22 protein-coding genes are annotated in these 22,343 nt (G+C 51.4%); 13 read left to right on the top strand and 9 right to left on the bottom strand.

The annotated features are described in order from the left end of the window. The 4 genes from JW953_10045 to JW953_10030 form a co-directional block, all read left to right on the top strand. Positions 1–1,214: peptide ABC transporter substrate-binding protein (locus JW953_10045; GenBank protein ID MBN1993033.1), on the top strand; the 1,214-nt coding region annotated here is incomplete at its 5' end. 67 nt (positions 1,215–1,281) lie between these two features. Next, entirely contained in the window at positions 1,282–2,157 is an 876-nt protein-coding gene (locus JW953_10040; GenBank protein MBN1993032.1) for a hypothetical protein, read from the top strand. A gap of 74 nt (positions 2,158–2,231) precedes the next feature. Then, entirely contained in the window at positions 2,232–3,161 is a 930-nt protein-coding gene (locus JW953_10035) for a hypothetical protein (protein ID MBN1993031.1), read from the top strand. 326 nt (positions 3,162–3,487) lie between these two features. After that, positions 3,488–4,159: a hypothetical protein gene (locus tag JW953_10030; protein MBN1993030.1), complete on the top strand. Its 672-nt coding sequence runs from the start codon at positions 3,488–3,490 to the stop codon at positions 4,157–4,159. Positions 4,160–4,263: 104 nt separating this feature from the next. Here the strand turns inward: JW953_10030 and JW953_10025 are convergent, their stop codons facing one another. Beyond that, complete coding sequence (locus tag JW953_10025) at positions 4,264–4,575, bottom strand: hypothetical protein (protein ID MBN1993029.1); 312 nt, start codon at positions 4,573–4,575, stop codon at positions 4,264–4,266. A 302-nt stretch (positions 4,576–4,877) separates the two neighbouring features. Here JW953_10025 and lpdA point away from each other — a divergent pair, with 302 nt between their 5' ends. The 4 genes from lpdA to JW953_10005 all read left to right on the top strand — a co-directional run bounded on the left by lpdA (position 4,878) and on the right by JW953_10005 (position 9,559). Beyond that, positions 4,878–6,254: a dihydrolipoyl dehydrogenase gene (gene lpdA, locus JW953_10020; GenBank protein MBN1993028.1), complete on the top strand. Its 1,377-nt coding sequence runs from the start codon at positions 4,878–4,880 to the stop codon at positions 6,252–6,254. A gap of 615 nt (positions 6,255–6,869) precedes the next feature. Beyond that, positions 6,870–7,268 carry an OsmC family protein gene (locus JW953_10015; GenBank protein ID MBN1993027.1) on the top strand — a complete coding sequence of 133 codons (399 nt, stop codon included), beginning with the start codon at positions 6,870–6,872 and terminating at the stop codon, positions 7,266–7,268. 175 nt (positions 7,269–7,443) lie between these two features. Then, complete coding sequence (locus JW953_10010) at positions 7,444–8,709, top strand: vitamin K epoxide reductase (protein MBN1993026.1); 1,266 nt, start codon at positions 7,444–7,446, stop codon at positions 8,707–8,709. A 190-nt stretch (positions 8,710–8,899) separates the two neighbouring features. Further along, entirely contained in the window at positions 8,900–9,559 is a 660-nt protein-coding gene (locus JW953_10005) for a type II toxin-antitoxin system HicB family antitoxin (protein MBN1993025.1), read from the top strand. Between the two features lie 196 nt (positions 9,560–9,755). Here the strand turns inward: JW953_10005 and JW953_10000 are convergent, their stop codons facing one another. After that, positions 9,756–10,961 (bottom strand): ATP-dependent 6-phosphofructokinase, encoded by a 1,206-nt coding sequence (locus tag JW953_10000; GenBank protein ID MBN1993024.1) that lies wholly within the window; start codon positions 10,959–10,961, stop codon positions 9,756–9,758. A 638-nt stretch (positions 10,962–11,599) separates the two neighbouring features. Between JW953_10000 and JW953_09995 the strand changes: the two genes are divergently transcribed. Then, the gene (locus JW953_09995) at positions 11,600–11,812 is read left to right on the top strand and encodes a cold-shock protein (protein MBN1993023.1); all 213 of its coding nucleotides are present in this window, start codon (positions 11,600–11,602) and stop codon (positions 11,810–11,812) included. Between the two features lie 131 nt (positions 11,813–11,943). Here JW953_09995 and JW953_09990 read toward each other — a convergent pair whose 3' ends face one another. From JW953_09990 to JW953_09980, 3 genes are all read right to left on the bottom strand, one after another. After that, a complete protein-coding gene (locus JW953_09990) occupies positions 11,944–12,951 on the bottom strand; it encodes a carbohydrate kinase family protein (GenBank protein ID MBN1993022.1) in 1,008 nt (335 codons plus the stop codon). A 111-nt stretch (positions 12,952–13,062) separates the two neighbouring features. Continuing rightward, positions 13,063–14,517 (bottom strand): GAF domain-containing sensor histidine kinase, encoded by a 1,455-nt coding sequence (locus tag JW953_09985; GenBank protein MBN1993021.1) that lies wholly within the window; start codon positions 14,515–14,517, stop codon positions 13,063–13,065. 280 nt (positions 14,518–14,797) lie between these two features. Continuing rightward, positions 14,798–15,592, bottom strand: a complete 795-nt coding sequence (locus tag JW953_09980; protein ID MBN1993020.1) for a TlyA family RNA methyltransferase — start codon at positions 15,590–15,592, stop codon at positions 14,798–14,800. A 130-nt stretch (positions 15,593–15,722) separates the two neighbouring features. Between JW953_09980 and JW953_09975 the strand changes: the two genes are divergently transcribed. Next, entirely contained in the window at positions 15,723–16,592 is an 870-nt protein-coding gene (locus tag JW953_09975) for a decaprenyl-phosphate phosphoribosyltransferase (GenBank protein ID MBN1993019.1), read from the top strand. Here JW953_09975 and JW953_09970 read toward each other — a convergent pair. The 3 genes from JW953_09970 to JW953_09960 form a co-directional block, all read right to left on the bottom strand. Then, positions 16,589–17,266, bottom strand: coding sequence for a response regulator transcription factor (locus tag JW953_09970; protein ID MBN1993018.1), 678 nt, complete (start codon positions 17,264–17,266; stop codon positions 16,589–16,591). The genes JW953_09975 and JW953_09970 overlap by 4 nt on opposite strands. 149 nt (positions 17,267–17,415) lie before the next feature. Beyond that, entirely contained in the window at positions 17,416–17,931 is a 516-nt protein-coding gene (locus tag JW953_09965) for a GNAT family N-acetyltransferase (GenBank protein ID MBN1993017.1), read from the bottom strand. 4 nt (positions 17,932–17,935) lie between these two features. Further along, complete coding sequence (locus JW953_09960) at positions 17,936–19,201, bottom strand: sensor histidine kinase (protein MBN1993016.1); 1,266 nt, start codon at positions 19,199–19,201, stop codon at positions 17,936–17,938. A 282-nt stretch (positions 19,202–19,483) separates the two neighbouring features. Between JW953_09960 and JW953_09955 the strand changes: the two genes are divergently transcribed. From JW953_09955 to JW953_09945, 3 genes are all read left to right on the top strand, one after another. Beyond that, positions 19,484–20,041, top strand: coding sequence for a hypothetical protein (locus JW953_09955; protein MBN1993015.1), 558 nt, complete (start codon positions 19,484–19,486; stop codon positions 20,039–20,041). A gap of 33 nt (positions 20,042–20,074) precedes the next feature. Continuing rightward, the gene (locus tag JW953_09950; protein MBN1993014.1) at positions 20,075–20,566 is read left to right on the top strand and encodes a hypothetical protein; all 492 of its coding nucleotides are present in this window, start codon (positions 20,075–20,077) and stop codon (positions 20,564–20,566) included. Between the two features lie 185 nt (positions 20,567–20,751). Beyond that, positions 20,752–21,369: a sigma-70 family RNA polymerase sigma factor gene (locus JW953_09945; protein ID MBN1993013.1), complete on the top strand. Its 618-nt coding sequence runs from the start codon at positions 20,752–20,754 to the stop codon at positions 21,367–21,369. Between the two features lie 190 nt (positions 21,370–21,559). Here the strand turns inward: JW953_09945 and JW953_09940 are convergent. After that, the coding region (locus tag JW953_09940; GenBank protein MBN1993012.1) for an InlB B-repeat-containing protein at positions 21,560–22,343 on the bottom strand (784 nt) is incomplete at its 5' end.

Below are 22,343 nucleotides of genomic sequence, written 5' to 3'. Positions count from 1 at the left end.
TAGATTCGCCCAATGCCAAACTTTTATACGAGATCAAAGGCGCTCAAGCGTTTCACCAGGGCCAGGTTTCTCAGCCGGGCCAGGTGGGGGTTCAGGCCGTTAATCCCACCACGCTGGTGGTGGAGTTGGAAAGGCAAACCAGCTATTTCCCCCACCTGTTAACCTACTCTCCCACTTTCCCCGTTCCCCGGCACGTTATAGAAAAAGACGGCCATAAATGGACTAACTCGAAAAATCTGGTCACCAACGGGCCGTTCAAGTTAGAGGCTTACCATCCCCAACAGTCAATGTCTTTTAGGCGTAACCCCAACTACCGCGGGCAGTTCACGGGCAATCTGCAACAGGTGGAACTATTTTTGAATGTAGAAAATACGCAAAGGCTGAATTTGTATGAGACTGATCAAGTAGACGTAATCAGCCTCTGGTACCTCTTTGGCCCGGAACTGGATTTAATCCGGCGGCAATATGCCGACGATTATCTTTCAATTCCGGCTCTGGCCACCCACTATATCGGCTTTGATATAAACCGCCCACCCTTTAATGATGCGCGCGTGCGGCGGGCCTTGGCCATGGCCGTTGATAGAGAAACCCTGGCCGACGTAGTTATGGGTGGCTATGTTTTCCCGGCTACGGGTGGATTCATCCCGCCCGGCATGCCGGGCCACTCGCCGGGGATTGGCTTACCCTACCAACCGGACCAGGCGCGACATCTTCTGGCTGAAGCAGGTTATCCAGAAGGCCGTGGCTTCCCGACGGTGGAGTGGCTGGGCTCAAGCACCCATACGGCGGTGATTGAATATCTGCAAGCCCAATGGCAAAAAAACCTGAACATAAACCTTAGCTGGCAAAACTCTCCAAAAGATGGGCATTTTTTTGAGCGGCTTGACAAAAATCCTCCGCACATGTTTCGGATGGGCTGGTCTGCCGATTATCCTGATCCCGATAATGTTCTGCGGGCAAGTTGCATCCCGTGTCTGGTTGCCTGGCAAAACAAAAACTTTACCGATCTGATTGAGCAGGCCCGGCAGGTGACCGACCAGGCCAAACGCATAGAATTATATCAACAGGCAGACAAAATTTTGATAGAAGAGTCGCCCCTTATCCCCTACCTCTATGTCCGGCATCATTTCCTGATTAAACCCTGGGTTACCCGGTATCCCACCTCACCAATCAAGCCCTCGTTTTGGGAAGACATTGTCATTGAGCCGCATTAAGACTCGCCATTCTATTCTCTCCCGAGTATAATTTGAGTTTGGGAACTTTGGAAGGAGAACGCAAGTTTTGAAAAGCAGCATGTTTTATTGGGGCGGCTGGCTCTTGGTTTTGCCTATGTTAGCCTGTAGTCTGGCCAAACAAACGCCGCAGCCGGCAGCCACTATAACCCAACTTGCTTTTGAAGTTCAAATGGCCACGCCAACGCTGGCCCCTATTTTTGACGCCCCCACCTATACCCCCAACCCCAATGCCACCCCAACCTTCACACCAACCATCACCCCAACTTTAGAAATAACCCCAACCAACACCCTCCAACCGGATGAGACGCCCACCCCGGAACCACCGGCAGCGCCGGCGCCAACAGCCCCCCCTCCCCCCAGCCCAGCCGTCCCTTTGGCCGAACCGTTGCAAGGCGGCGTATGGGATTTTGAAGATGGTTTTACCCCCTGGGGCAACCCCTATGGTGATGCCTGTCCTGGCTCCGGCCTGGCCAACGGCTGGACAGCCTTTACCAGCCGCGACCAATACGGCTCTGCCTGCATGAACCAGACCGTGTGGAAAGATAATGTGCACAGCGGCCATAGCGCGCAGGAAATCACCTTTGCCTACGTGGGCATTGAAGCCGGTGTCTTCAGAACCGCGCCCAGTATTCCCGGCCATCGTTACACCATTGAAGCCCACATGCGCCGGGAATTCAGCCCGGCCACAGTAACCGTTTTTTTGGGCGTAGACCTGACCGGCGGCGCCGACTGGCAATCTGAAAACGTGCAGTGGTTTCCCTGGAATGAAGATGTTGACGATGCCTGGGGCAAAACCAGTGTCACCGTCACTGCCACCGGCGGGAACATGACCATTTTTCTCAAAGGGTCACATCCTTACCCGGAGCCAGGGGGCACGCTACGCCTCGATAATATTAGCGTGGTTGATATAGGGCCGGAATAAGAAATTAGAAATGAGTAAATGGAATTGAGCCGCTACTGACTCTGCTCCTGTTGCTCACCCTTCTGGAAGTCGTTATGAAAAAACATGTAACATCAAAGTCAATATGGTTGGCAGGCATCATCACAATTTGGCCGCTGCTGGCCTGTCTGATCGGTGGTTCGGCGGCCACGGCCATTCCTCCCCAACGGTCATCAAACTACGAGGTGCAAACAGCCACCCCCACCACCGATCCCCGGTTGATAACGCCAACGGTTGCCGAAGTAGAAGCGCTGGCCATTGTGCCGCTTGAGGATGCGCCCACGTATACGCCTGATCCCAACGCTCCATCCACCCTCCCTGTTTTTCCCACCAATACGCCTGCATCAGTAACCACAGAAATGACGCTTGAAATAACCCCAACCATTGCCTTGACCCCCACGGCTACCGCACCGCCGCCATCTTCTCCCCCCGCCGTCACGCCCGATCCCCCCCTTCAGGGCGGGGACTGGGACTTTGAAACAGATTTTGTCCCCTGGCCCAACCCCCACGGCGAACCCTGCCCCGGCGCGGCAGTGGCTGCCAATTGGACGGCCTTTGTGGAGAAAGGGCCGTATGGCTCATCTTGTATGAACGAGAATCTTTACCAGCCCAATGTTTTTTCCGGGGCCAAATCGCAGGAGATTACGTTCGACTTTATCTCGGCTAACTCCGGCATCTTTCGGGTTATTCCCACCAAAACCGGACATCGTTACAGCATTGTGGCTTATGCCAAACACGATCGCAGCCTATCGCCGGTTGAAATGGCCTTGGGGCTTGATTTGACCGGAGGCACCGTTTGGCATGCGGAAACAGTGCAATGGTTTCCCTGGGACAACGGCGCCGAAGATACCTGGGTAGATACAGAAGAAACCGTTGCGGCCACCGGAGAGCAAATGACCATCTATATCAAGGGGTTTCATCCGTTAGCCGAACAGGGAGGTAAAACGGTGATTGACAATGTTAGTGTCACTCACCTGGGGCCGTAAAAGGGATCAAGCCCGCATAGAGTTTTTGCCTGCCTGCGGTTCAACCTTTTAGAATCAAAAGACCCGGTGCGCCATCACCGGGTCTTCCAAAAAGGAGGAGAAGAAATTGTCTATGGGTTATATGTCACCCTAAATATAACCCTTTTACAATTCTAGTATATTCATTTCTGGCAAAACAAACTTGACGTAAACTATACGCCTGCACTACGGTAAGTCAACTTGTTTTTTGTTCGCCCCAAACGCCGGGTTTCTACTTTTGTCAACAATTCTTGATAAGAGTATACTTGCACCTTTGATAATAAAGAAACTGCTGGAGTTTGAGCAAAATGGAATATCGTTATTTACAGCCAAACGATGCCGATGCTGCGGCTGCCATTCACATTGAAGGGCAACCGGGTACGGTGCTCACTTTGTTGGGCCATCGTTTTCTGGTGGAACTGTACCGGGCCGTCTGCGCTTCAAAGTGGGGGGAAGGCATTGGGGTGTTTGACAATGGCCAATTGGTAGCGCAAACGGCGATGGCCGTTTCCAGCACCAAGTTCTTCTCTGAATTCAAAAAGCGCTACCTGTGGCGAGTGACGCTGCCGGTTGCTTTATCTGTTTTGAACAAGCCCAAGATAATTTCCGATGTTGTCAAAGGGTGGAGTTACGCCGATCAAACGCGCAGCCCGGAGCAAGAAGGCGATGTGATTTTTTTGGGGGTTAAGCAAGAATACATGCGCCTGGGGGTAGGGCCGGAATTGGTCCGCCACATGTTTGGTTGGGCGGATCTGATTGGTTTAAGATCGGCCAACTTTATGGTTGAAAAGCGCAACCGCACAATGCGCTGGATGGTTGGCCAGTTGAACGGCATCTATGTAGCCCACGAATTTGAAGCCTACGGCCGGCAGATGCTTTTTTATAAAGTGCCTATTGCGGCCAATGTAGCCGATGCCAAGGTGCCGTTAGGCCAACCTTACACTCCGGCCTACGCTTATTCAAAAAATGGCGCGGGATAACCCACTTAAAAAAATCGCCAAAGCAGCCTATCACTGCGCTCCTCAAAAATAAAAAACCCACCTTCCATTAACTTTAGAAGGTGGGCGTTTTAAGGCCAGTTCAACTATACCTTAAGCCATAAATACAATTTGTGACCTTCTTCAACCTCTTCCCAACGCACGGCCAGGATATCCAACTCGCCGCGCGAGCCTTCGCCGGTAGGGAAATCAAGGCGGGCCGGACGACCCTCGCGCCAGGCTGCCCGGCAGCGGTTGACAAGTTTGGGGCCATCAAAAGTACGCATTTCACACAACGCTATATCGCTCTCGTACAATCCTTCTAATACCCCAATGGCCCAGTCGTTAGATACATCACGAAAGTCAGGCGGAGGACCTTCAACAATGGTGATGTAGGCCGGTTCAAATTTTTCTATCATTCTATTTGTCACCCTGTATCAAGTTAGCGGCTATAACCGTTAATAATTGTCAGATTGATCCTACAAATTCCAGGGAACGCCCTGCCCCCCCACCCTGTTGCCAATTTTTGATAGCCAACCATCATTATCTGGCAAGAGCTTATTGACAATATTTTACACGAAAAAAAAACTGTTGCCAATTTCTCTGATTTAATTGAATTTCTCTTCGCAGAAACTAACCTGTTTTACCCCTTTCCCAACAATAGTGGTATAATTCACGATGTTGTTTTTCAACGCGAATTTTATCAGAAAAGGTGAACTGCATGAGTAACTATGATACGCTTGTTATAGGTGGCGGCCCGGGGGGGTACGTGGCCGCAATCAGGGCCGGCCAACTTAGCCAAAAAACGGCCGTGGTGGAAAAGGAACACCTGGGCGGGGTTTGCCTGAACTGGGGTTGCATTCCCACCAAATCGCTGTTGCGAAACGCCGAAGTGATCAATCTGCTCCGGCAGGGTAAAACCTTTGGCTTTAGTTTTGACAACCTGAACATTGATTATGGAGCGGCCCAGAAGCGCAGCCGCCAGGTGAGCCAACGCCTGGTTAAAGGCGTGAGTTTTTTGATGAAAAAAAATAACATCGAGGTGATTGAGGGCGCCGGCACACTCAAAAGCAAAACCGAAGTGGAAGTTAACGGCCGGATTCACACCGCCAAAAACATCATTATTGCTACCGGCAGCCGCGCCCGCCCTATACCCGGGGTAGAAATTGACGGCGACAAGCTGCTGACTTATCGCCAAGCTTTGGAGTTAAAAGAACCGCCCGCCTCAATGGTCGTTGTGGGGGCCGGCGCAATTGGCATGGAATTTGCCCATATTTTTCACAGCTACGGCGCAGAAGTAACCGTGGTTGAAATGCTGCCCCGCGTATTACCCACCGAAGATGAAGAGATCAGCCAGGAATTGGAAAAACAATTTAAACGGGCGGGGATCAAGATAAAAACCGGAACCAAAGTGGAAAAAGTGGAAACCGGCGCCAAAGGCGTAACCATCAACGTGAGCGCGGAGGGGCAGGCCGAGACTCTACAGGCCGAAAAAGCTCTAATTGCCATTGGCGTGGTTCCCAATAGTGAAAATTTGGGCCTGGAAGCCGTAGGGGCAAAACTGGAACGGGGCTACATTCAAATAGACAACCAAATGCAAACCAACGTGCCAGGCCTGTACGCCATTGGCGACGTGACCGGCAAGTTGGCCCTGGCCCACGTAGCCAGCGCGCAAGGTCTTATTGCCGCCGAAGCAATTGCCGGACGCAAAACCCATCCGCTGGATTATCACAAAATGCCCCGCTGCACCTACACCCATCCCGAAGTGGCCTCGGTGGGCCTTACCGAAGCCCAGGCTCGCCGGCAGGGTTATGAGGTTAAAACCGGCGCGTTCCCCTTCCAGGCCAACGGCAAAGCCCTGGGGCTGGCTGAAAATGCCGGTTTTGTAAAAATTGTATCCGAAAGCAAATACAACGAGATTTTGGGCGTTTTTATGATTGGCCCGCACGTTACCGAGTTGCTGGCCGGGCCAACCGGCATGATGGGCCTGGAAAGCACCCTGGAGGAACTGGCGCACACGGTTCACCCTCACCCCACCCTGAGCGAGGTGATCATGGAAGCCGCTCACGTGGCCTTGGGACAAGCCGTCCACATATAAGCTTAATTATTTGTTACTCCAACAGCAGAAGCCGGGTTTGCCTTACCCGCTTCTGCTTTTTGATTCTTGTACGCTCATTGCTTTAATCAAAACGTGTAACTATTTTGACAATGTTACATTATTACGTCAAGTTGGATTATGACAACAAAAACCGCCTCTGTTCGCGCAAAAACAAGGTAAAAGAAAAAAGGAGTCCAGAGCAAGCTCTGGACTCCTAATCCTGATTCAGTCAGGCCATTATTTCAGTGAAAGAACCGACTAAAAATCGTTATGTTATTTAATATCGGCGTATTTACTTGACATAGTAATCTAACATTGTCAAAATAGTTACGAAAAAAAGAAATGAGAAACTAGCGCGGATGTTGCTCAACCAAACATCTCTAATTTTTAAAGGCATACAACTTCTTGCTTTTTGGACAAGCTTTTTACTTGTAAGATACTATTGAAGCCCCCCAAAATATGTGATTTTTGTCACACTATATCGTGATATTTGTCACTAACATTTTGATAAAAATTGTGCTATGGTTACTAAACTTCAAAATTCATTGATCTCGGTTTCAGCTTTAGGCTGGTCCAGAGATCAAAATATATCTATTCCTATGGAGGTAAAAAAATTTGGGTACTATCACCACAGTTTACAAGGGTCACATGCTTTTTGAAAGCGATTTGGGTAATCACCGTATGCTTATTGATGTGCCGGCCGGAATGGGCGGCAGCGACCGCGGCCCCACTCCGCCTGAACTTTTTATTGCCTCACTGGGTTCATGTGTTGGCGCATTTTTGGCCAACTACTGCGCCCAAAAAGGTATTAACGCGCAAAACATGACGGTAGATGTTTCCTTTGACAAGGCAGACAATCCCACCCGTCTGGTCAACCTTAAGATCAAGGCCAATTTACCCCATGCCGAATGTAATGGCCGAGAAAAGGCTCTTTTGCGCGTGGCCGAACATTGCCCGGTTCACGAAACAATTTCTACCCTGGAAGGGATTGAATTTGTCATAAACGGTAAATAAAGGGCAATTCTGGCTGCCTGTTTCAAAAAAAGATTTAAACCTCGGTGGTGTCCGGCGACATTTTGTGATGAAGCTGTTTGCAAGACCCCCGAGGTCTAACTATAATAAATTAAATGCAATTTGATGAATTCAATAAACATGACTTGCTCCAAAAAAAGGCGTTAGGGAGTTTTTGATGATTAGTGTAAAAAAAATTTTTTTGTGGCTATTTCTCTTGGGCATTGGTTTGGCCTTGCCGGCCATAGCTACCGCCCAGTCAAATGATGAATCTGCGGTAGTGCGGGCGGTGCTTTTTTACTCTCCTAGCTGTCCCCATTGCCATTATGTTATTCAAGAAGTGATCATCCCCATGACCGAGGAGCACGGCGACCAGCTTCAGGTGTTGGGAATTGACACTTCACAGCCGACCGGTAGCCATTTTTACCAAGTCGCCATAGAGCAGTTTCAGATTCCCCCTCAGCGACAGGGCGTGCCCACGCTGGTGATTGGCGACGTAGTGCTGGTAGGCAGCGGGGAAATCCCTGAACAGTTTCCGGGGTTGGTTAAAGAGCACCTGGCTGCCGGGGGCCTTGACTGGCCTGATATTCCAGAACTGGTGGAATCAATTGCCGCTGCCGAAGCCCAAGCGGAAACCACAACTGCCTCTTCTCCAGAACCCCAGCCAAGCGAAGAAACCCGGCCAGAGCCGGCAACGCCAACTACCGCCTCCACCGAAGAAGCGCAAGAGCAAGCAGCAGCCCCGGCCACAGCAGCCCCGTTACCCACAGATACACCTATCGCCGTTGCCGAGCAATCCGTACAGTCCATCAGCAAAGACACCCAGCCCGTTATTGCCGAAACACAAACAGAACCACCCCCAGACCCCGTGGGCACGGCCCTGGCCGCAACCATCTTGGTGTTTATGGCCACCAGTCTTGTTTTCGCTATCTGGCGCATCGTTAATAATCTACCCCTCCTGGCTCAACTGGAACGCGCGCCCATTCCCCAGCTTAAACCCTGGCTTATTCCTCTCTTAAGCCTGGTTGGCCTGGGCGTGGCCACCTATCTGGCGTATGTGGAAATCACGCACGTTAAAGCGGTGTGCGGGCCTATTGGCGAATGTAACATTGTGCAAGCCAGCCCTTACGCCCAGCTATTGGGCATTCCTATTGCTGTTCTGGGCATGTTAAGCTATATCACCATCATCTTGCTGTGGGTGGTGCAAAAATACGCCACCAGGCAATTGGCCAATCTGTCAATACTGGCTCTGTTGACCTTGACTTGCTGGGGCGTTATCTTTTCTATATATCTGACCTGGCTGGAAATTTTTACCATTCGCGCCGTATGCGCCTGGTGCCTCACTTCGGCAGTAATTTCAACTCTGTTGATGCTGGTGGTTGCTATCCCGGTTACAGCCTGGCCACAACGATTACAACAACCCGGCATGTCTTCGATTGGTTGAGGCTTAATGCCTAAGCGGCCTGATTTTTGTGAGCCATTTTTAGATATGGCATGACTAATCGGGTCTGTCCGATATTTTAGGAGGACTGGGGGGTGTGGGGGGTATCCCCCCAAATTCCCCCCTGTGCTTTCCAAAAATTCTGGACGCACCCTGACTAATTGGCAAAAATCATCCTGATAGGGAGAAAACTATGCGGCAGTACCTGGTTTACATTGAAACCGTTGGCGACCCGATGACGGGCACAGGCCCTACGGCCCACGTGCCGGCTTTACCAGGGGCCTCGGCCCGAGGCCAGACCATTGAGGAAGCCAAAGAGAAAATTCGGGCTGCTGTTGAAGAGTATCTGGCGCTGCTACGGGATGTGGGCGAGCCGGTCCCCAGGGCCAGCGAAGGGATTCACCTGGAATTTGAGGAAGTTGATAAAACCACCTTCCCCACCGATTACGATTCCTTGCATCCCAACGAATTGGAAACTCTTTTCCGTTGGATGGCAATCTCCCGGCAGGAATTGGTTGATCTGGTCAGGGACCTGCCGGAAGAAACCCTGGATCACAAACTCGCCGATAATACTCCTTCTATCCGTGAAATCCTTTGTCATACGGCCGAGGCCGACCTATGGTATACCGACCGGCTCAAACGCTGGCCCGAAGCCCCTCTTTTTCGGCTGGCCGCCACCCGGGGCATAGCCCTGGAACGATTGCGGGCGTTACAGCCGACGGACTTTGGCAATTTCACCATTTATGACGGCAAAAAATGGACCCCCCGCAAAGTGATGCGGCGTATGCTGGAACACGAACGGGAACAGATCCAACAAATCCGAGCTTTGCTGGCGGCCATGCCGTCAAAATAAAGGTGAGGCACTTGGCGGGCAAGGGTGGAAGGCCAACAACCGATACCCTAAATTGACCGGTCCCCAAAACAACAAAAAGTAGGCCGAGGAAAATTCGCTTCCGGCCTACTTTTGTTTTGGCTTGACCAGGGCCAAGTTAAGGAAGGGAAATTAAAAAACTACTTGGCCCTGATCCAATCAAAAAAAGCTGTAGAATTTACACTTCGCCGGTCATAATCAGGAGCGGCTTCATCTCAAAACTGCGATAGCGCGGCCGCAGGCGTTCGGTATTGTAATGTTCCTGAACATTGACCAGTTTTTTGGTGCTGGTGACCACGTCAATGGGCATATTATCATAACGGCCGTTTTTGACCACCACCAGCCGGCCATGCACGCCATCCATGATCAGGTCCAGGGCCAGGTTACCAAAGGCCATGGGCACAATGGAATCGAGCGCGTCGGGATTGCCGCAGCGCACCATGTAGCCCAATTTTTGGTTGATCACGTTAATGGGCCGCCCGTTGTTAAATTTGGGCGCGTGCTTCTTCAATTCCGACGCAATCAGGTCGCCAACGCCGCCCAGTTTTTTGTGGCCGTAGGCGTCGCTGGTTTGATCTTGAAACACCATTTCCCCGCCTTGGTACATCGCTCCTTCGGAAATCAAAACAACGGAATAACGGCTGGGATTTCTGTACCGATCATGAACGAGCAGTTCAGTTAACTGCTCAATGTCAAACTTGTACTCAGGGATAACGCAGCGGTCGGCGGCGCCGGCCATGGTGGGCAGCATAGCGGTAAAACCGGCATAGCGGCCAAAAACTTCCAGCACCAGAAAACGCTCGTGGGAACCGGCGGAAGTGCGCAGGTCGTGGGTCATCTGGATGGTGCGGGTAACGCAGGTGCTAAACCCAATACAATAATCGGTGCCGGGCACGTCGTTGTCCATAGTTTTGGGAATAGCCACCACTTTAATCCCTTCCTGGAACAAACGCACACCATAGCTCAAGGTATCATCGCCGCCAATGGGAATGAGGTAATCAATACCCAGATAGTCCAGGTTTTTGATGACCTCCGGCGTCAGGTCATTCACATCCTCGGTGTAGCTGTCCTTTAAATGTTCGGGAACGCTATTTTGGGCCACGTGGCTGGGGCGGGTGCGCGAACTATGTAAAAATGTGCCGCCGGTGCGGCCCGCTTTATTGACAATCTCTTCCGTTAAAACCCGATAATTGTCGCTGTTATCAGCATCCTTATCCCGAATAATCTCAATAGCGCCGGCCCAACCACGGCGAATACCAATAACCTGATACCCTTCTCTAAGCGCGCGAATGGTGACGGCGCGGATGGCCGGGTTCAAGCCGGGAACATCGCCGCCGCCGGTTAAAATGCCAATCACGCCTTTAGTTTTTTGAATGTTTGCCATTATCTACAAGCCTCCATACGTTTAATTAGTGATAGTTTCGTCGCAACTACTTTCCGTCCAGCCCACCTGCCTTGAGCAAAAGCATGGCAAATTTTGGGAAATCCGCGCAAAAGGGACTGCGGCAGCTCATCTTTGAGAAAACTCAGACTAATCACGTTATTAGCCCAACCTGAACTCCCTGGTCAGGAACATAGGGTAGTTACCTTTTGTCCAATAATAGATATATTTGCAAAAGAAGCAACATTTTAGAGTGCAAATGATCATTTCCAAACCAAGCCTCAAACTTGGGGCCAGAGCCAACAATATTACAATATATTGTAGAAAAACGCCAGAATATACCACTATATATAGCGACTAAATTTATGAATGTGGGTAATTTTTTTGATCACGACAAGTTTTCCCGCGTTTGCCTTCAGGTGTGGCTACTGTCGCTGGTTGCCACACCTGTTCACAACAAGGTGACATAATTGACGGAAATGGGCGAGCATGGTAATATGTAGCGCCGATGAAGAAGGTTCCTGTTCGGCTTTGAGATGGCTGCCAGATCTTCGTAGCGGTGGTCATTTTTTTATTGTCAATAGCGAACATCTTCGGCCTATTTCTATCAATTTTATTTAAGCAACAAGGAGATTTCTATTATGTCTGAACGTATCCAGGGCACAGTGAAGTGGTTCAACGCCACCAAAGGTTACGGCTTCATTGAACGAGATGAGGGAGAAGATGTCTTTGTGCATTATTCCTCGATTGAGTCAGAAGGTTACCGTACGCTGAACGAAGGTCAGCGGGTTGAGTTCACTATCGAACAAAGCGCCAAAGGACTCCAGGCCAGCAAGGTATCAATCATACCCTAAGCGTCCCATCTAACAATGTCTTTCAGCAAAGAAGCGCGGGCAATATTGCCCGCGCTTCTTTTTATCCGTCAATGCCACTGTTAAAAAAGCTTTTGATTTGACCAAAGTTTTCAGGTTTTTGTTTGACAAAACTATGCCATTCCTTCACCCTCAAAGTAAGCGGTCAATTCTTCTAAAGCAAATTGAACCGAAGCCCAGGCCGGATGAAATAAATGTTTTTCCACTAACTTGGCTACGGCGCTGCGATGAATAAAATCTGCGCCACTACCATTTTGGGTGGCCGCCAGGGCGCCCAGGGCATTACCCAACGCCGCAGATGCCTCCCAACTCAAGCCAATCAACCGCCCCAAAACAACGCCGGCATCAAAACTATCCCCGGCCCCGGTTGTATCCTTTATATCAACCTGAAAAGCAGGCAATATTGTTCGTTTATGGTCTATGGCTAACATACAACCTTCATGGCCGCATTTGGCCACAACGGCTTTGGCCCCGTGCTCAAAAAGGTAGTCAAAACTCTGTTCAACGGATAAACCTCCACTTAATAAGGTCAGTTCCATTCGATTTGGAAATAGAATATCCAATCTGGGCAAGATCTCCAGAATACGAGAACGCGCCCGGAAGGCCGGTTCCGGGCCAACATCCATACTTACCCTGGTATAGGGAGAGTTTTCGGCCTGTTCAAGAGCCACCATGGCCGTTTCATATTGGTGATAGGATAAAAAAGAGTAACCGGAGAGATGAACCCACCGGCACCGGGTAAAATTGTTGGCGTTTAAAGCCCCGGCATCGGTAAAGGCATTGGCCCCTCTGGCGCTAAACATGGTGCGCTCGCCATCTGCGGTAACGGCAATGAAAATCATCCCGGTGCTGACGGTGGGGTCGGTTTGCACATGGGTGCAATCTACGCCTGCTTTTTTGAGATCAGCCAGCACTTTGTCACCCAGGGTATCCTGGCCTACCCGACCAATGAACCCAACATCCATATCCATTTTGGCCAGAGCAATAGCTGTATTGACGGCCGAACCGCCCGTATGCATATGCACGGTGGTGGCAACAGCTTCATTGCCCGGCATCGGATAAGCAGGAATAGTAAGATTTATATCAATATTAATATCCCCGATAACGATGATGTCGGGCATAAACTTGGTCTCCCCAAAATGGTTGTGGTGAGATAGCGGCCTTAATATTTTCAGCGCAATTAATTGGCGCCCCGGAAGGTTTATGTCTCTGTTTGGTCAAACAAAATATTGTTAGGTGGCCACATCGGGCGCGGTGGGGAAAACAACGGTAAATTTACTGCCCTTACCCTCTACACTTTCCACCCAAATCCGGCCCCGATGCACTTCCACCATCCCTTTGGCAATAGACAATCCCAGGCCCATCCCTTCAAACTTGCGAGTCAGGGATGGCTCCACTTGATAGAATTGATCAAAAATTCGATGATACTGGGACTCAGGGATGCCAACGCCGGTATCAATCACACTGATCCAATATTCATGCCCCTTTAGTTCGACATCAAGATGAATCCGGCCGCCTTCGCCGGTGAATTTAGAGGCATTGGAAACCAGGTTGGCCAGGATCAGGTGGACTTTGGGCCGGTCGGCGTCAATATTCAGGGGCGTATCGTTAGGGATGAACCGGCTGGTCAGTTTTTGTTGTTTGGCCTTAACAAAATCGCTAAATTCTTTGATTACTTCTAACACCAGTTCTCGCAAGGAGAACATGCTTCGTTCCAGTTGAACACTCCCGGCTTGAACGTGGCGCAAGTTGACCATATCGTCAATAATCGAGCGCAATTTGATGGCGCTGCTCAAAACAATGTCGGCCTGTTCGCTGGCCTGACCCGTCACATTATCCCGGAGAAATGAAGCGTAACCCAAAATCAACGACAAGGGGGTGCGCAGCTCGTGAGAAGCAATACTCACAAAATCTCCCTTGATCCGGTCCACTTCCGACAAATCACGGTAAGCCTGTTGCAACTCGTCCATCAGCCGGGCGTTTTCTATGGCAATGGCCGCTTGCGCGCCCAGAGTTTCGGCAATTTGGATATCATCTTGCACAAATCCCCCCTCACCAACCTTGTTGACCACCTCCAGCACGCCAATAACCTTATCCCGCACTTTCAGGGGCACACCCAAAATGGACCGTGTTTCAAAATCAATGGTTTCATCAACTCCCCGATGCCAGCGCGGATCATTTTTGACATCACGAATCAGCAAGGGCCGGTTTGAACGGACCACCCAACCGCCAATACTGCCCTCCAGGGGAACGGGTACTTTTTTCAGCGCCTCGCTGACCCCACCTGTGGCCTCGGCAAAGCGTAATTCGTGACTATTCCTGTCCATCAGCATAATGGAACACTGTTCGGTGCCGGTCAGTTCGGTGGCGGCTTGCACAATGATTTGCAAAAGAGGTTTCAAACTTAGCGTAGAGTTGAGAATCTGGCTAATTTTTACAATTCGTTCCAAATAGCCAATGCGCTGCTCCAGGCCCGTTATTTTCTGCTTAAACGCAGCCGCCTGATTCTCTTCTGTTTCGGGCGATACGGCCGGCTCCAGATTGGGGGTTTCTTGCTCCTCAACTTGCGCCAGTTCCTCGTCTATCTCGGCCAGCCAACTATCATCCGTAACTGAGGTCTCGTTGGCAGATTCTATTTCCCCTGTAGGGTCTGATTCTTCAGGGGAACCATCCAGATACTTTAACATTACGCATCTCACTTCAAGATAATGTTATTTGATGGGGGATAGCTCAAAATTCTGTTGACACTTTTTTACTGACGACCGACAAACGGCCATTGACGACCAAGAGGACCGGGGTATTCAAGAATTTTCTGGTATTGGTCGTTCGTCATTCGTCAAAAAGATAAAGTTAATTCCTGGATTGTATGAACCATCCCTTTGCTTGGTATATCCTGGCTGCTCAAGCCATTCCGCTTGAATTATACACGAGCCAGCAGGGTTTGTCTAAGCCCTAGCCTAAAAAACCCTATTTTAACGTATCCAACCCGGCCAAACAATTTTCAATGGCCACTGTCGTTTCAAGGGGAGAGTGGATTATTTGACACTGCCAGCCAATCAGAAATTCTTGATTACCCGCCGGTCCGGTAATGGGCGAAGGCAGCAGGCCAAACGGAATTAAACCTGCCTCCGCCGCATAGGCCAATACCTTTTCCAATACCTGTCGCTGCACCGCTCGGTCTCGCACCACCCCGCCTTTACCCACCTGGGTTTTACCCGCCTCAAATTGAGGTTTGACCAACGCCACAACCAGGCCCGCAGGTTGTAACCATTTTACCACTGCCGGAAAGATCAATTTTAAGGAGATAAATGAAACATCAATTGTCGCCAAGTCAATCTGCTCCGGCAAGGTCTCCAGATAACGGGCATTGGTCCGCTCCATCACCACCACCCGCTCGTCCTGGCGCAGCGACCAGGCTAATTGGCCATAACCCACGTCAATGGCATATACCCGCGCCGCGCCGCGCTGCAATAATACATCGGTGAATCCGCCGGTCGAGGCCCCCACATCCGTACAAACAGTTCCGCGCGGGTCAAGGGCAAATTCATCCAGGGCGGCAGCTAACTTTAAGCCGCCCCGGCTGGCGTAAGGCAAATCATCTTCAACGTTGAGGCGCGCCTCAAGAGGTATTTGGGCGCCGGCCTTGGTGATTGGCCGGCCGTCAACCCGCACCTTGCCGGCCATAATCAAGGCCTGGGCTTTGCTTCTGCTGTCGGCCAGTCCCTTTTCAGTTAACAGAATATCTAACCTGCGTTTGGTCATCAATAGAAGCGTAACATAATTCTTGGCAATCTGCAACCTGCAAAATTTGTAAAGCAAATGATTTCAATTTTTGCAAAAGCCCCCGGCTTTGAGTATCATACCCGTCTGATTATTTATACGCGAGGGAATCTTGATTACCGGAATTTTCAAAACATTGCGGCCCAAACAGTGGACCAAAAACGGGGCCATTTTTGTAGCCCTAATCTTTGACGTTAAGTTATTTCAGGTTGACGCTTTATTAAAAACCATCATCGGTTTTATCCTGCTCTGCTTCATCTCCGGCACAGTTTATCTGATCAACGATCTGGTAGACATCGAAAAAGACCGGCAACATCCCACCAAAAAAAATCGCCCCCTGGCGGCGGGGCGCGTGCCGGTGAAGATCGCCATCATTACGGCCATCATTCTGCCAACTGTGTGTATTCCGCTGTGTTTCTGGCTGGATTTTTATTTTGGCCTTATTTTAACCGGTTATCTGCTGCTGGAAATTGCTTACTCCTTCATCCTAAAAAATATCGTCATTGTGGATATTCTCACCGTGGCGGCCGGGTTTGTTTTGCGCGTGGCCGGAGGCGTCGTATTGGTAGAGGCCGAACGATTTTCGCCCTGGTTATACGTGTTCACCGTGCTTTTGGCCCTCTTTTTGGTTTTGGGCAAACGACGGGCCGAACTGGCCCTGCTCAAAGAGCAGGCTACCACCACCCGCGCCATTCTGAGTGAATATAACCTGCCTTTTTTGGACGAGATGATGGCCGTGGTCACCGCCGGCACGGTGATGACCTACTCGTTCTACACCTTTTTTGCCCCCAATTTGCCCGAAAACTATCTTATGATGTTGACCATCCCCTTTGTTTTGTACGGGATTTTCCGTTACCTGTATGTGATCCACATCCAGGGCAACGGCGGCGCCCCCGACGAAGTGCTGCTCACCGACCGGCCTATGCAAATTTGTGTGTTTTTGTTTATGTTGGCGGTGGTGGCGATTTTGTACTTGTCCTAAATCAAATTTTTCTCACGGGCGTAAATAGCGGCCTGGGTCCGATCCCGCAGGCCCAGGCAATTGAGGATATTGGAGACGTGATTTTTAACCGTGCCCTCGCTGATGACCAGCGCCTGGGCAATTTCGCGGTTGGTGGCCCCGGTGGCAATCAAGCGCAGCACTTCCAACTCCCGTTCGGTTAAATCGGGACACTCCTCCTCAAGAGCGGGGGTTGCCAGGGCCGGGGCTGCCCCTTTTGCGCTCAATACGCCAACCAATTTTCCGGCAATGGACGGCTCCAGTTGATAAATTCCTCGATGCGCCAATTGAATGGCGTGGGCCAAATCCCGGGCCGGAATATCTTTGAGCAAATAGCCGCAGGCCCCGGCGATGAGGGATTTGACAATGTATTCGTCATCGTCAAACGTGGTCAGCATGAGCACCTGGCAGCCGGGCAATTGGCGCCGAAGTTGCTCGGTGGCAGCAATGCCGTCCATGACGGGCATGCGGATGTCCATTAAAATCACGTCCGGTAAGAGGGTCAAGGCCCGGTCAATGGCCTCCTGGCCGTTGGCGGCGGTGCCTACAACTTCAAGGCCATTCTGAATGCTCAGCAAAGAGGCGATGCCCTCCCGCATCAGTTGTTGGTCGTCCGCTACCAGAACGCGGACGGTGACTGAGGGGTGATTGGTCATTAGAGTTGTTCCTCGATAAAAGTAAGGAGATGCAGGACGCAGATTTTCGCAGAAAAATGCTGATAAAAAATGAAATTTCCAAAAATCAGCGTTTTTCTGTGTCCCAGAAACGTGGCCGAGCCTAAAAAATTTATACAAGAACAAGTCTGTTATTTTTTAAAGGCCTGACCCCGAAACCGGGCCATGCAGTAGGTGTCCACGTATTGCCCCTCTCGAAAGGCAAAATCAACCAGCATGCCCTCAATGTTAAAGCCGAACTTTTCATAGAGCCGGATGGCCGGCGCATTATCGGTAAACACCTCCAACTCAAGCCGGGTCAGGTTCAGCCATTTATCAGCCAGGTCAACGGCGGCTTGCATCAAAGCGGTGCCGACCCCCCGGCCCTGCCAATCGTCTCGCACCGCCATCCCAATTTGTCCCGCATGCCGGCGGCGGGGCCGCTGGGGGGAGGTGCTCAAACCCAGTTGGCCGACGATTTCATTATTTTCCACACAAGCCACCAAACTATAAAGGCCCTCCGGCGGCTCGGCCAGGCGTTTGCGCCACAACTCGACGGAAGGGAACGGCAGTTGCAACGTGCCCCATATTACTTTGGGACCAACATAAATTTGCCGCACGGCTTCGTAATCACCCGGTTCTGCGCGGCGAATGATAATTGTCGTCATCCTTTTACCCTACCTGCTCTACCAACACCAGCGGGTTTTTGGGCACGGTAATCAATAAACTGGTACCCTGGCCCGGCGCGCTCTCCAATTTCAGCGAACCCCGAATTAATTCTAAACGTTCCCGCACGCCTTGCAGGCCATAGTGGGTATCTGCTTTATCGGTCAAGGCGTGGGGGTCAAAACCCTGGCCATTATCTTCAATAAACAAATCGGCCTCTTGAGCGTTGAGGCGCACGCGGACGGTCACCCGGCTGGCCTGGGCGTGTTTTTGGATGTTGGTCAAACCTTCCTGGGCCGCGCGATAGAGCGTGATCAGGGCATGGCGGGAGAAACCGGCCTCGTCGCCTTGAATATCCAGGGCAATGGAAAATTGGCCGGTGTTCATATTGTCCACCAGTTCGGCCAGGGCCTGGCTCAGCGAGAAGGTTTCCGGGGTATCGCGCAGCGCGCTCACGGAGTGGCGAATCTCTTGCAAGGCTGCCCGGGCCAATCGTTTGGATTCCCTCACCGCCTGCTCGGCTTCTTCCGGATTCCGGTTCCTAAAGGCCAGGGCTTTTTCAAGCTGCACGTTGATCACGGTCAGATAATGGCCCAGGCTATCGTGAATTTCGCGGGCCAGGCGGTTGCGTTCGGCGGTAGTGGCCAGTTCGGCCACTTGCGCGGCGTAGGCTTGCAATTTGCGGTGAGATTCTTCCAGTTCGCGCACCAGTTGTTCGGCGCGGCGGCGGTTGAGTCGTTCCTGGCGGATGAGGTAGGCCACATAAAAAATCAAGATAACGCCCAGCAATAATAAGGCATGGAACAAGCTCTCATTTTGATGAAAGTGCCGGGTGGTATCTGTGGCTTCAAAACGGTCAAGCAGGCCCACCAGCCAAACCAGGCCGGTTAAACCATAACTGCTGCCGATTAAAAATAAAACGCTAAAAACCAAGGCCCCGAAAAAAAAGTGCAGCTCCGGCTGGCCCTTGCCATCGGTCAGCAGAACCAGCCAAACCACCAGCAACCGTAACAGCATTATTACGCCGGATGGCCGCCACGAGGGGTGGTCGTTGTAATATAGGTACTCCAGACGGTCCAAGAACAACAGAAACAGGATTGTCCCTATTACAGCGCCAAGCCGCAGCCAGGGGTAAGCAAGGTGGCCGGCGACGGTAAAAATTAAATAACTGTAAACGCCCAGTACCACCAGGTAAACTAACAGCCCTATCGCGTCAATATAACGGGGCAATAACCACTGCCGCCAGGTGAATTGGCCAAGTTTTTGGCGCATACGTATCTCCTGTCCCCCAGTATACCACCAATAAAACCAGCTTCAAAGTGTCCGGCGATAGATAGAGAATAGCCAAAAGTCACGTGACTTTTGGCTATTCTGTTTTAGTTTTAAAAAGACTCTTCCGGCCAAAGGGTACTTGACTTGTGGCCATTTTGCGCCTTGAAATTTCTAACCTCTGGCAAGCGCAAAATAGCCCATTGTACACCTCTCAAAATCCCCAAACAACGATAAACTGAAGACAAATCTAATTCGAATCATCAAATTTTGGGAGCAAGAAAAATGATGGCAGCAAACCCGAATCAACCGGGACAACAAAGCCCCTTACCGGCCCAGGTAGCCTTTAATATCAACTATTACGCCGCCCGGGCCAAAGACTACCTGGCCCGGCACAAAACAACCCCGCCCGCCACGCCACCCGATTATTACCTGGCTTACGGCGACAAATACGTCCGTCGTTTTACCAACCAATTGCGCCCCAAGCTCAGTTCGGCGGGACAGGCATGGCTTGATTTGACCGGCTTTTTATTGCAATGGCAGATGGAGCAGCAGCGAAAAACGAACCCCGTGGCATTTGCCAGGCTTGAAGAAAACCCGGCTGCATTCAGACAATTCGCCTACTCCACTCACGCCGAGGCATACATCCGGGCCGGGATTGCCGACCTATCTTTGAAAGAATGGTGTTTAATCGCGCTTACCCCGGATCCCGGCGATATTCTTTGCCCGGCGGGAATACAACAAGTGCTCAAGGTGGCCGGTCATATTACTGCCGTTTACTGCACGCCAGTAATGGGCCTTTTATGGGGCCTTAGCAGTAAATTGCGCGCCATCCATATTTAATGCTCTCGAAAGTAAATAAACGAAAGGATTTTTATGATGACCAAACAAAAAAAGAACTTCTGGCTCGACATTATTTTGCTGGTGTTGTTTATTGTGACCATTGTGTCGCCGGCCGGACATCACTCCACGGTAGGCCTAATGATTCATTCTGTGGCCGGCGCAATTATGATTTTAGGATCGCTGGTGCATGTGGCCTGGCATTGGGATTGGGTTAAGGCTAACATTTTACGTTACCCTCGCGTCCCCGGTCGGGCCGTCCTCGCCAACCGGCGGATTGATCTGCTGCTGTTGGTGCTGCTGGTTCTATGCGGCGGGTCCGGCTTGCTGGTGTGGGTGATGGACCTGACTTCGCTTAACCAGGTTATCTTTTTGCAGCGGCATTGGGCCGGCCTGCACCGGCTGACCGGTATGGCCATGTTCCTGCTCATGGGGCCGCACCTGGCGCATCACGCCAAATGGCTGGTGTGTATGGCGCGTAAATGCTTTGCACCGGATAAACCAATGAAACTGACACTTGATAATTAAACATCAAAATCATTAACCGTTCACATCCGGGAAGTGAATTGCGTAGACCCTATCCCAAAAGGATAGGTAGCTGTTAGCCAGCCGATAGGTAAGGCCCGGCGGGATGTTGTATGATAGAGTCCGAAAGGATAAACCCTGGCCGGTTTTCTTTTTTTAATGTGGCCGGAGGGATGAGTAAAACAACCATGTCACACACGCCATCAAAATATCCTGATACGCCAGAACAAAATCTATGGATCGCTCAGGCCAAAGCCGGGCAGCAGGCTGCTTTTGGCCGGATTGTGGAAAAATACCAGCAGCCCGTTTACAATATTTGTTACCACATGCTCAAAAACACCGACGAAGCCGAAGACGCGGCCCAGGAGGTTTTTCTGCGGGCCTACACCAAGCTGGATACGTATGATGACCAGCGCCAATTTTCTACCTGGCTATTCGCTATCGCCTCCCACTACTGCCTGGATCGGTGGAAAAAACGGCGGTTTCAATTGGTAGCGTGGGATGATCTGCGGGAATATCTCTCCGACCGGGAAACCACCCAACCGGAAAAGGCCGTGCTGGAAGCAGAAGCTACCCAGGAAGTGCAAGACCTACTCCAGTTGCTCCAACCCGATTATCGGATTGTGGTGATTCTAAAATACTGGCACACGATGTCGTACGAAGAGATAGCCCAAACCCTGGACACCACCATCAGCACCATTAAAAGCAAACTCTTCCGCGCCCGCAAGATGCTGGCCCAGGCAGCCACCCACAAACAGAGCGCCTCAATCGTCCCGCACGGGATAGCATTGGCTGGAAGTTATTGATTGACCTGCCTCTCGAAACTTCCTGACGCCGTCATTGCCCAAATACAAACCCGGACACCCTTGGTGTCCGGGTTCTGGTTACTACCTAACCACTCCCCAAATCTGGTTTATACTAACCGCACACAAAAATTTCCAATTTGGTATGATAAAAAAGGGGCCAGAAAAAATCCTGGCCCCTTATCTTAAACCATTATTTGAAGATCAAAGGCAGGTAATAATTATGATCGGGCGCCGGAGACAGCGATTGAATGAAGTGCGCCGTAACCAACTTGTCCTCCCCATCCATCGTTATTTGACAGACACCTTCACCAGCACAGGCTCCACTCCAGTGATCGAACGTCCACCCAGTCGCCGCTGTGGCCGTCAGGGTGACCACAGCACCGTAGTGGTAGGTGGCCTGATCGGGGTCAACCTCCACCGAGCCGCCTGCCGCCGGTTCGACAACCACAACGAGTGTATACTCATTGGCCGTCCACCGGGCGTACAGCGTGTGGTCCGCCGCCGTCGCCACGACGGTGTCGGCAGTGACCTCGCTTCCACCCGAGGCCGCGGTGAACCAACCCGCAAAGGTGTAACCCGTGCGGCTGGTGGTGGCCAGAGTGCCATAGGCCAAGCCATACGTCACCTCTTTGCTGGCCGGGTCAGGATCGGTCCCGCCGTTGGCATCAAACGTCACAGTGTAGGTGTCGGCCGTCCACTGCGCCGTCAGCGTCAGGTTTTGGGCTGGCATAGTTGCAGGCACGGCCGGATTCCACCCCGCAAAGGTGTAACCCTCCCGCGTCGGATCGTCCGGGGCGGTGATCGCGCTGCCGAAGTCCTGGGTGATGGAGTCCACCGGGCTGCCGCCCGCGCTGTCGAAGGTGAGGGTGTATTGGTTGATCGTCCACTGCGCGTACAGGGTGTGGTTCGCCGCCGTGTCCACCACCGTCGCCGCAGTGACTTCGGCCCCACCGCTGGCGGCGGTGAACCAGCCG

It is taken from the genome of Anaerolineae bacterium (assembly GCA_016931895.1).
Lineage (GTDB): Bacteria > Chloroflexota > Anaerolineae > 4572-78 > J111 > JAFGNV01.
Note: the sequence above shows the minus strand (reverse complement) of the source record. Positions and strands in the feature narration are given on the sequence as shown.

Coding starts and splice junctions, on each gene's coding strand:
- JW953_09965 (MBN1993017.1), bottom strand. CDS start 17,931: ATGACGACAATTATCATTCGCCGCGCAGAACCGGGTGATTACGAAGCC.
- JW953_10010 (MBN1993026.1), top strand. CDS start 7,444: ATGATTAGTGTAAAAAAAATTTTTTTGTGGCTATTTCTCTTGGGCATT.
- lpdA (MBN1993028.1), top strand. CDS start 4,878: ATGAGTAACTATGATACGCTTGTTATAGGTGGCGGCCCGGGGGGGTAC.
- JW953_09955 (MBN1993015.1), top strand. CDS start 19,484: ATGATGGCAGCAAACCCGAATCAACCGGGACAACAAAGCCCCTTACCG.
- JW953_10005 (MBN1993025.1), top strand. CDS start 8,900: ATGCGGCAGTACCTGGTTTACATTGAAACCGTTGGCGACCCGATGACG.
- JW953_10025 (MBN1993029.1), bottom strand. CDS start 4,575: ATGATAGAAAAATTTGAACCGGCCTACATCACCATTGTTGAAGGTCCT.
- JW953_09945 (MBN1993013.1), top strand. CDS start 20,752: ATGTCACACACGCCATCAAAATATCCTGATACGCCAGAACAAAATCTA.
- JW953_10000 (MBN1993024.1), bottom strand. CDS start 10,961: ATGGCAAACATTCAAAAAACTAAAGGCGTGATTGGCATTTTAACCGGC.
- JW953_09970 (MBN1993018.1), bottom strand. CDS start 17,266: ATGACCAATCACCCCTCAGTCACCGTCCGCGTTCTGGTAGCGGACGAC.
- JW953_09950 (MBN1993014.1), top strand. CDS start 20,075: ATGATGACCAAACAAAAAAAGAACTTCTGGCTCGACATTATTTTGCTG.
- JW953_09960 (MBN1993016.1), bottom strand. CDS start 19,201: ATGCGCCAAAAACTTGGCCAATTCACCTGGCGGCAGTGGTTATTGCCC.
- JW953_09990 (MBN1993022.1), bottom strand. CDS start 12,951: ATGCCCGACATCATCGTTATCGGGGATATTAATATTGATATAAATCTT.
- JW953_10030 (MBN1993030.1), top strand. CDS start 3,488: ATGGAATATCGTTATTTACAGCCAAACGATGCCGATGCTGCGGCTGCC.
- JW953_09995 (MBN1993023.1), top strand. CDS start 11,600: ATGTCTGAACGTATCCAGGGCACAGTGAAGTGGTTCAACGCCACCAAA.
- JW953_09985 (MBN1993021.1), bottom strand. CDS start 14,517: ATGTTAAAGTATCTGGATGGTTCCCCTGAAGAATCAGACCCTACAGGG.
- JW953_10035 (MBN1993031.1), top strand. CDS start 2,232: ATGAAAAAACATGTAACATCAAAGTCAATATGGTTGGCAGGCATCATC.
- JW953_09980 (MBN1993020.1), bottom strand. CDS start 15,592: ATGACCAAACGCAGGTTAGATATTCTGTTAACTGAAAAGGGACTGGCC.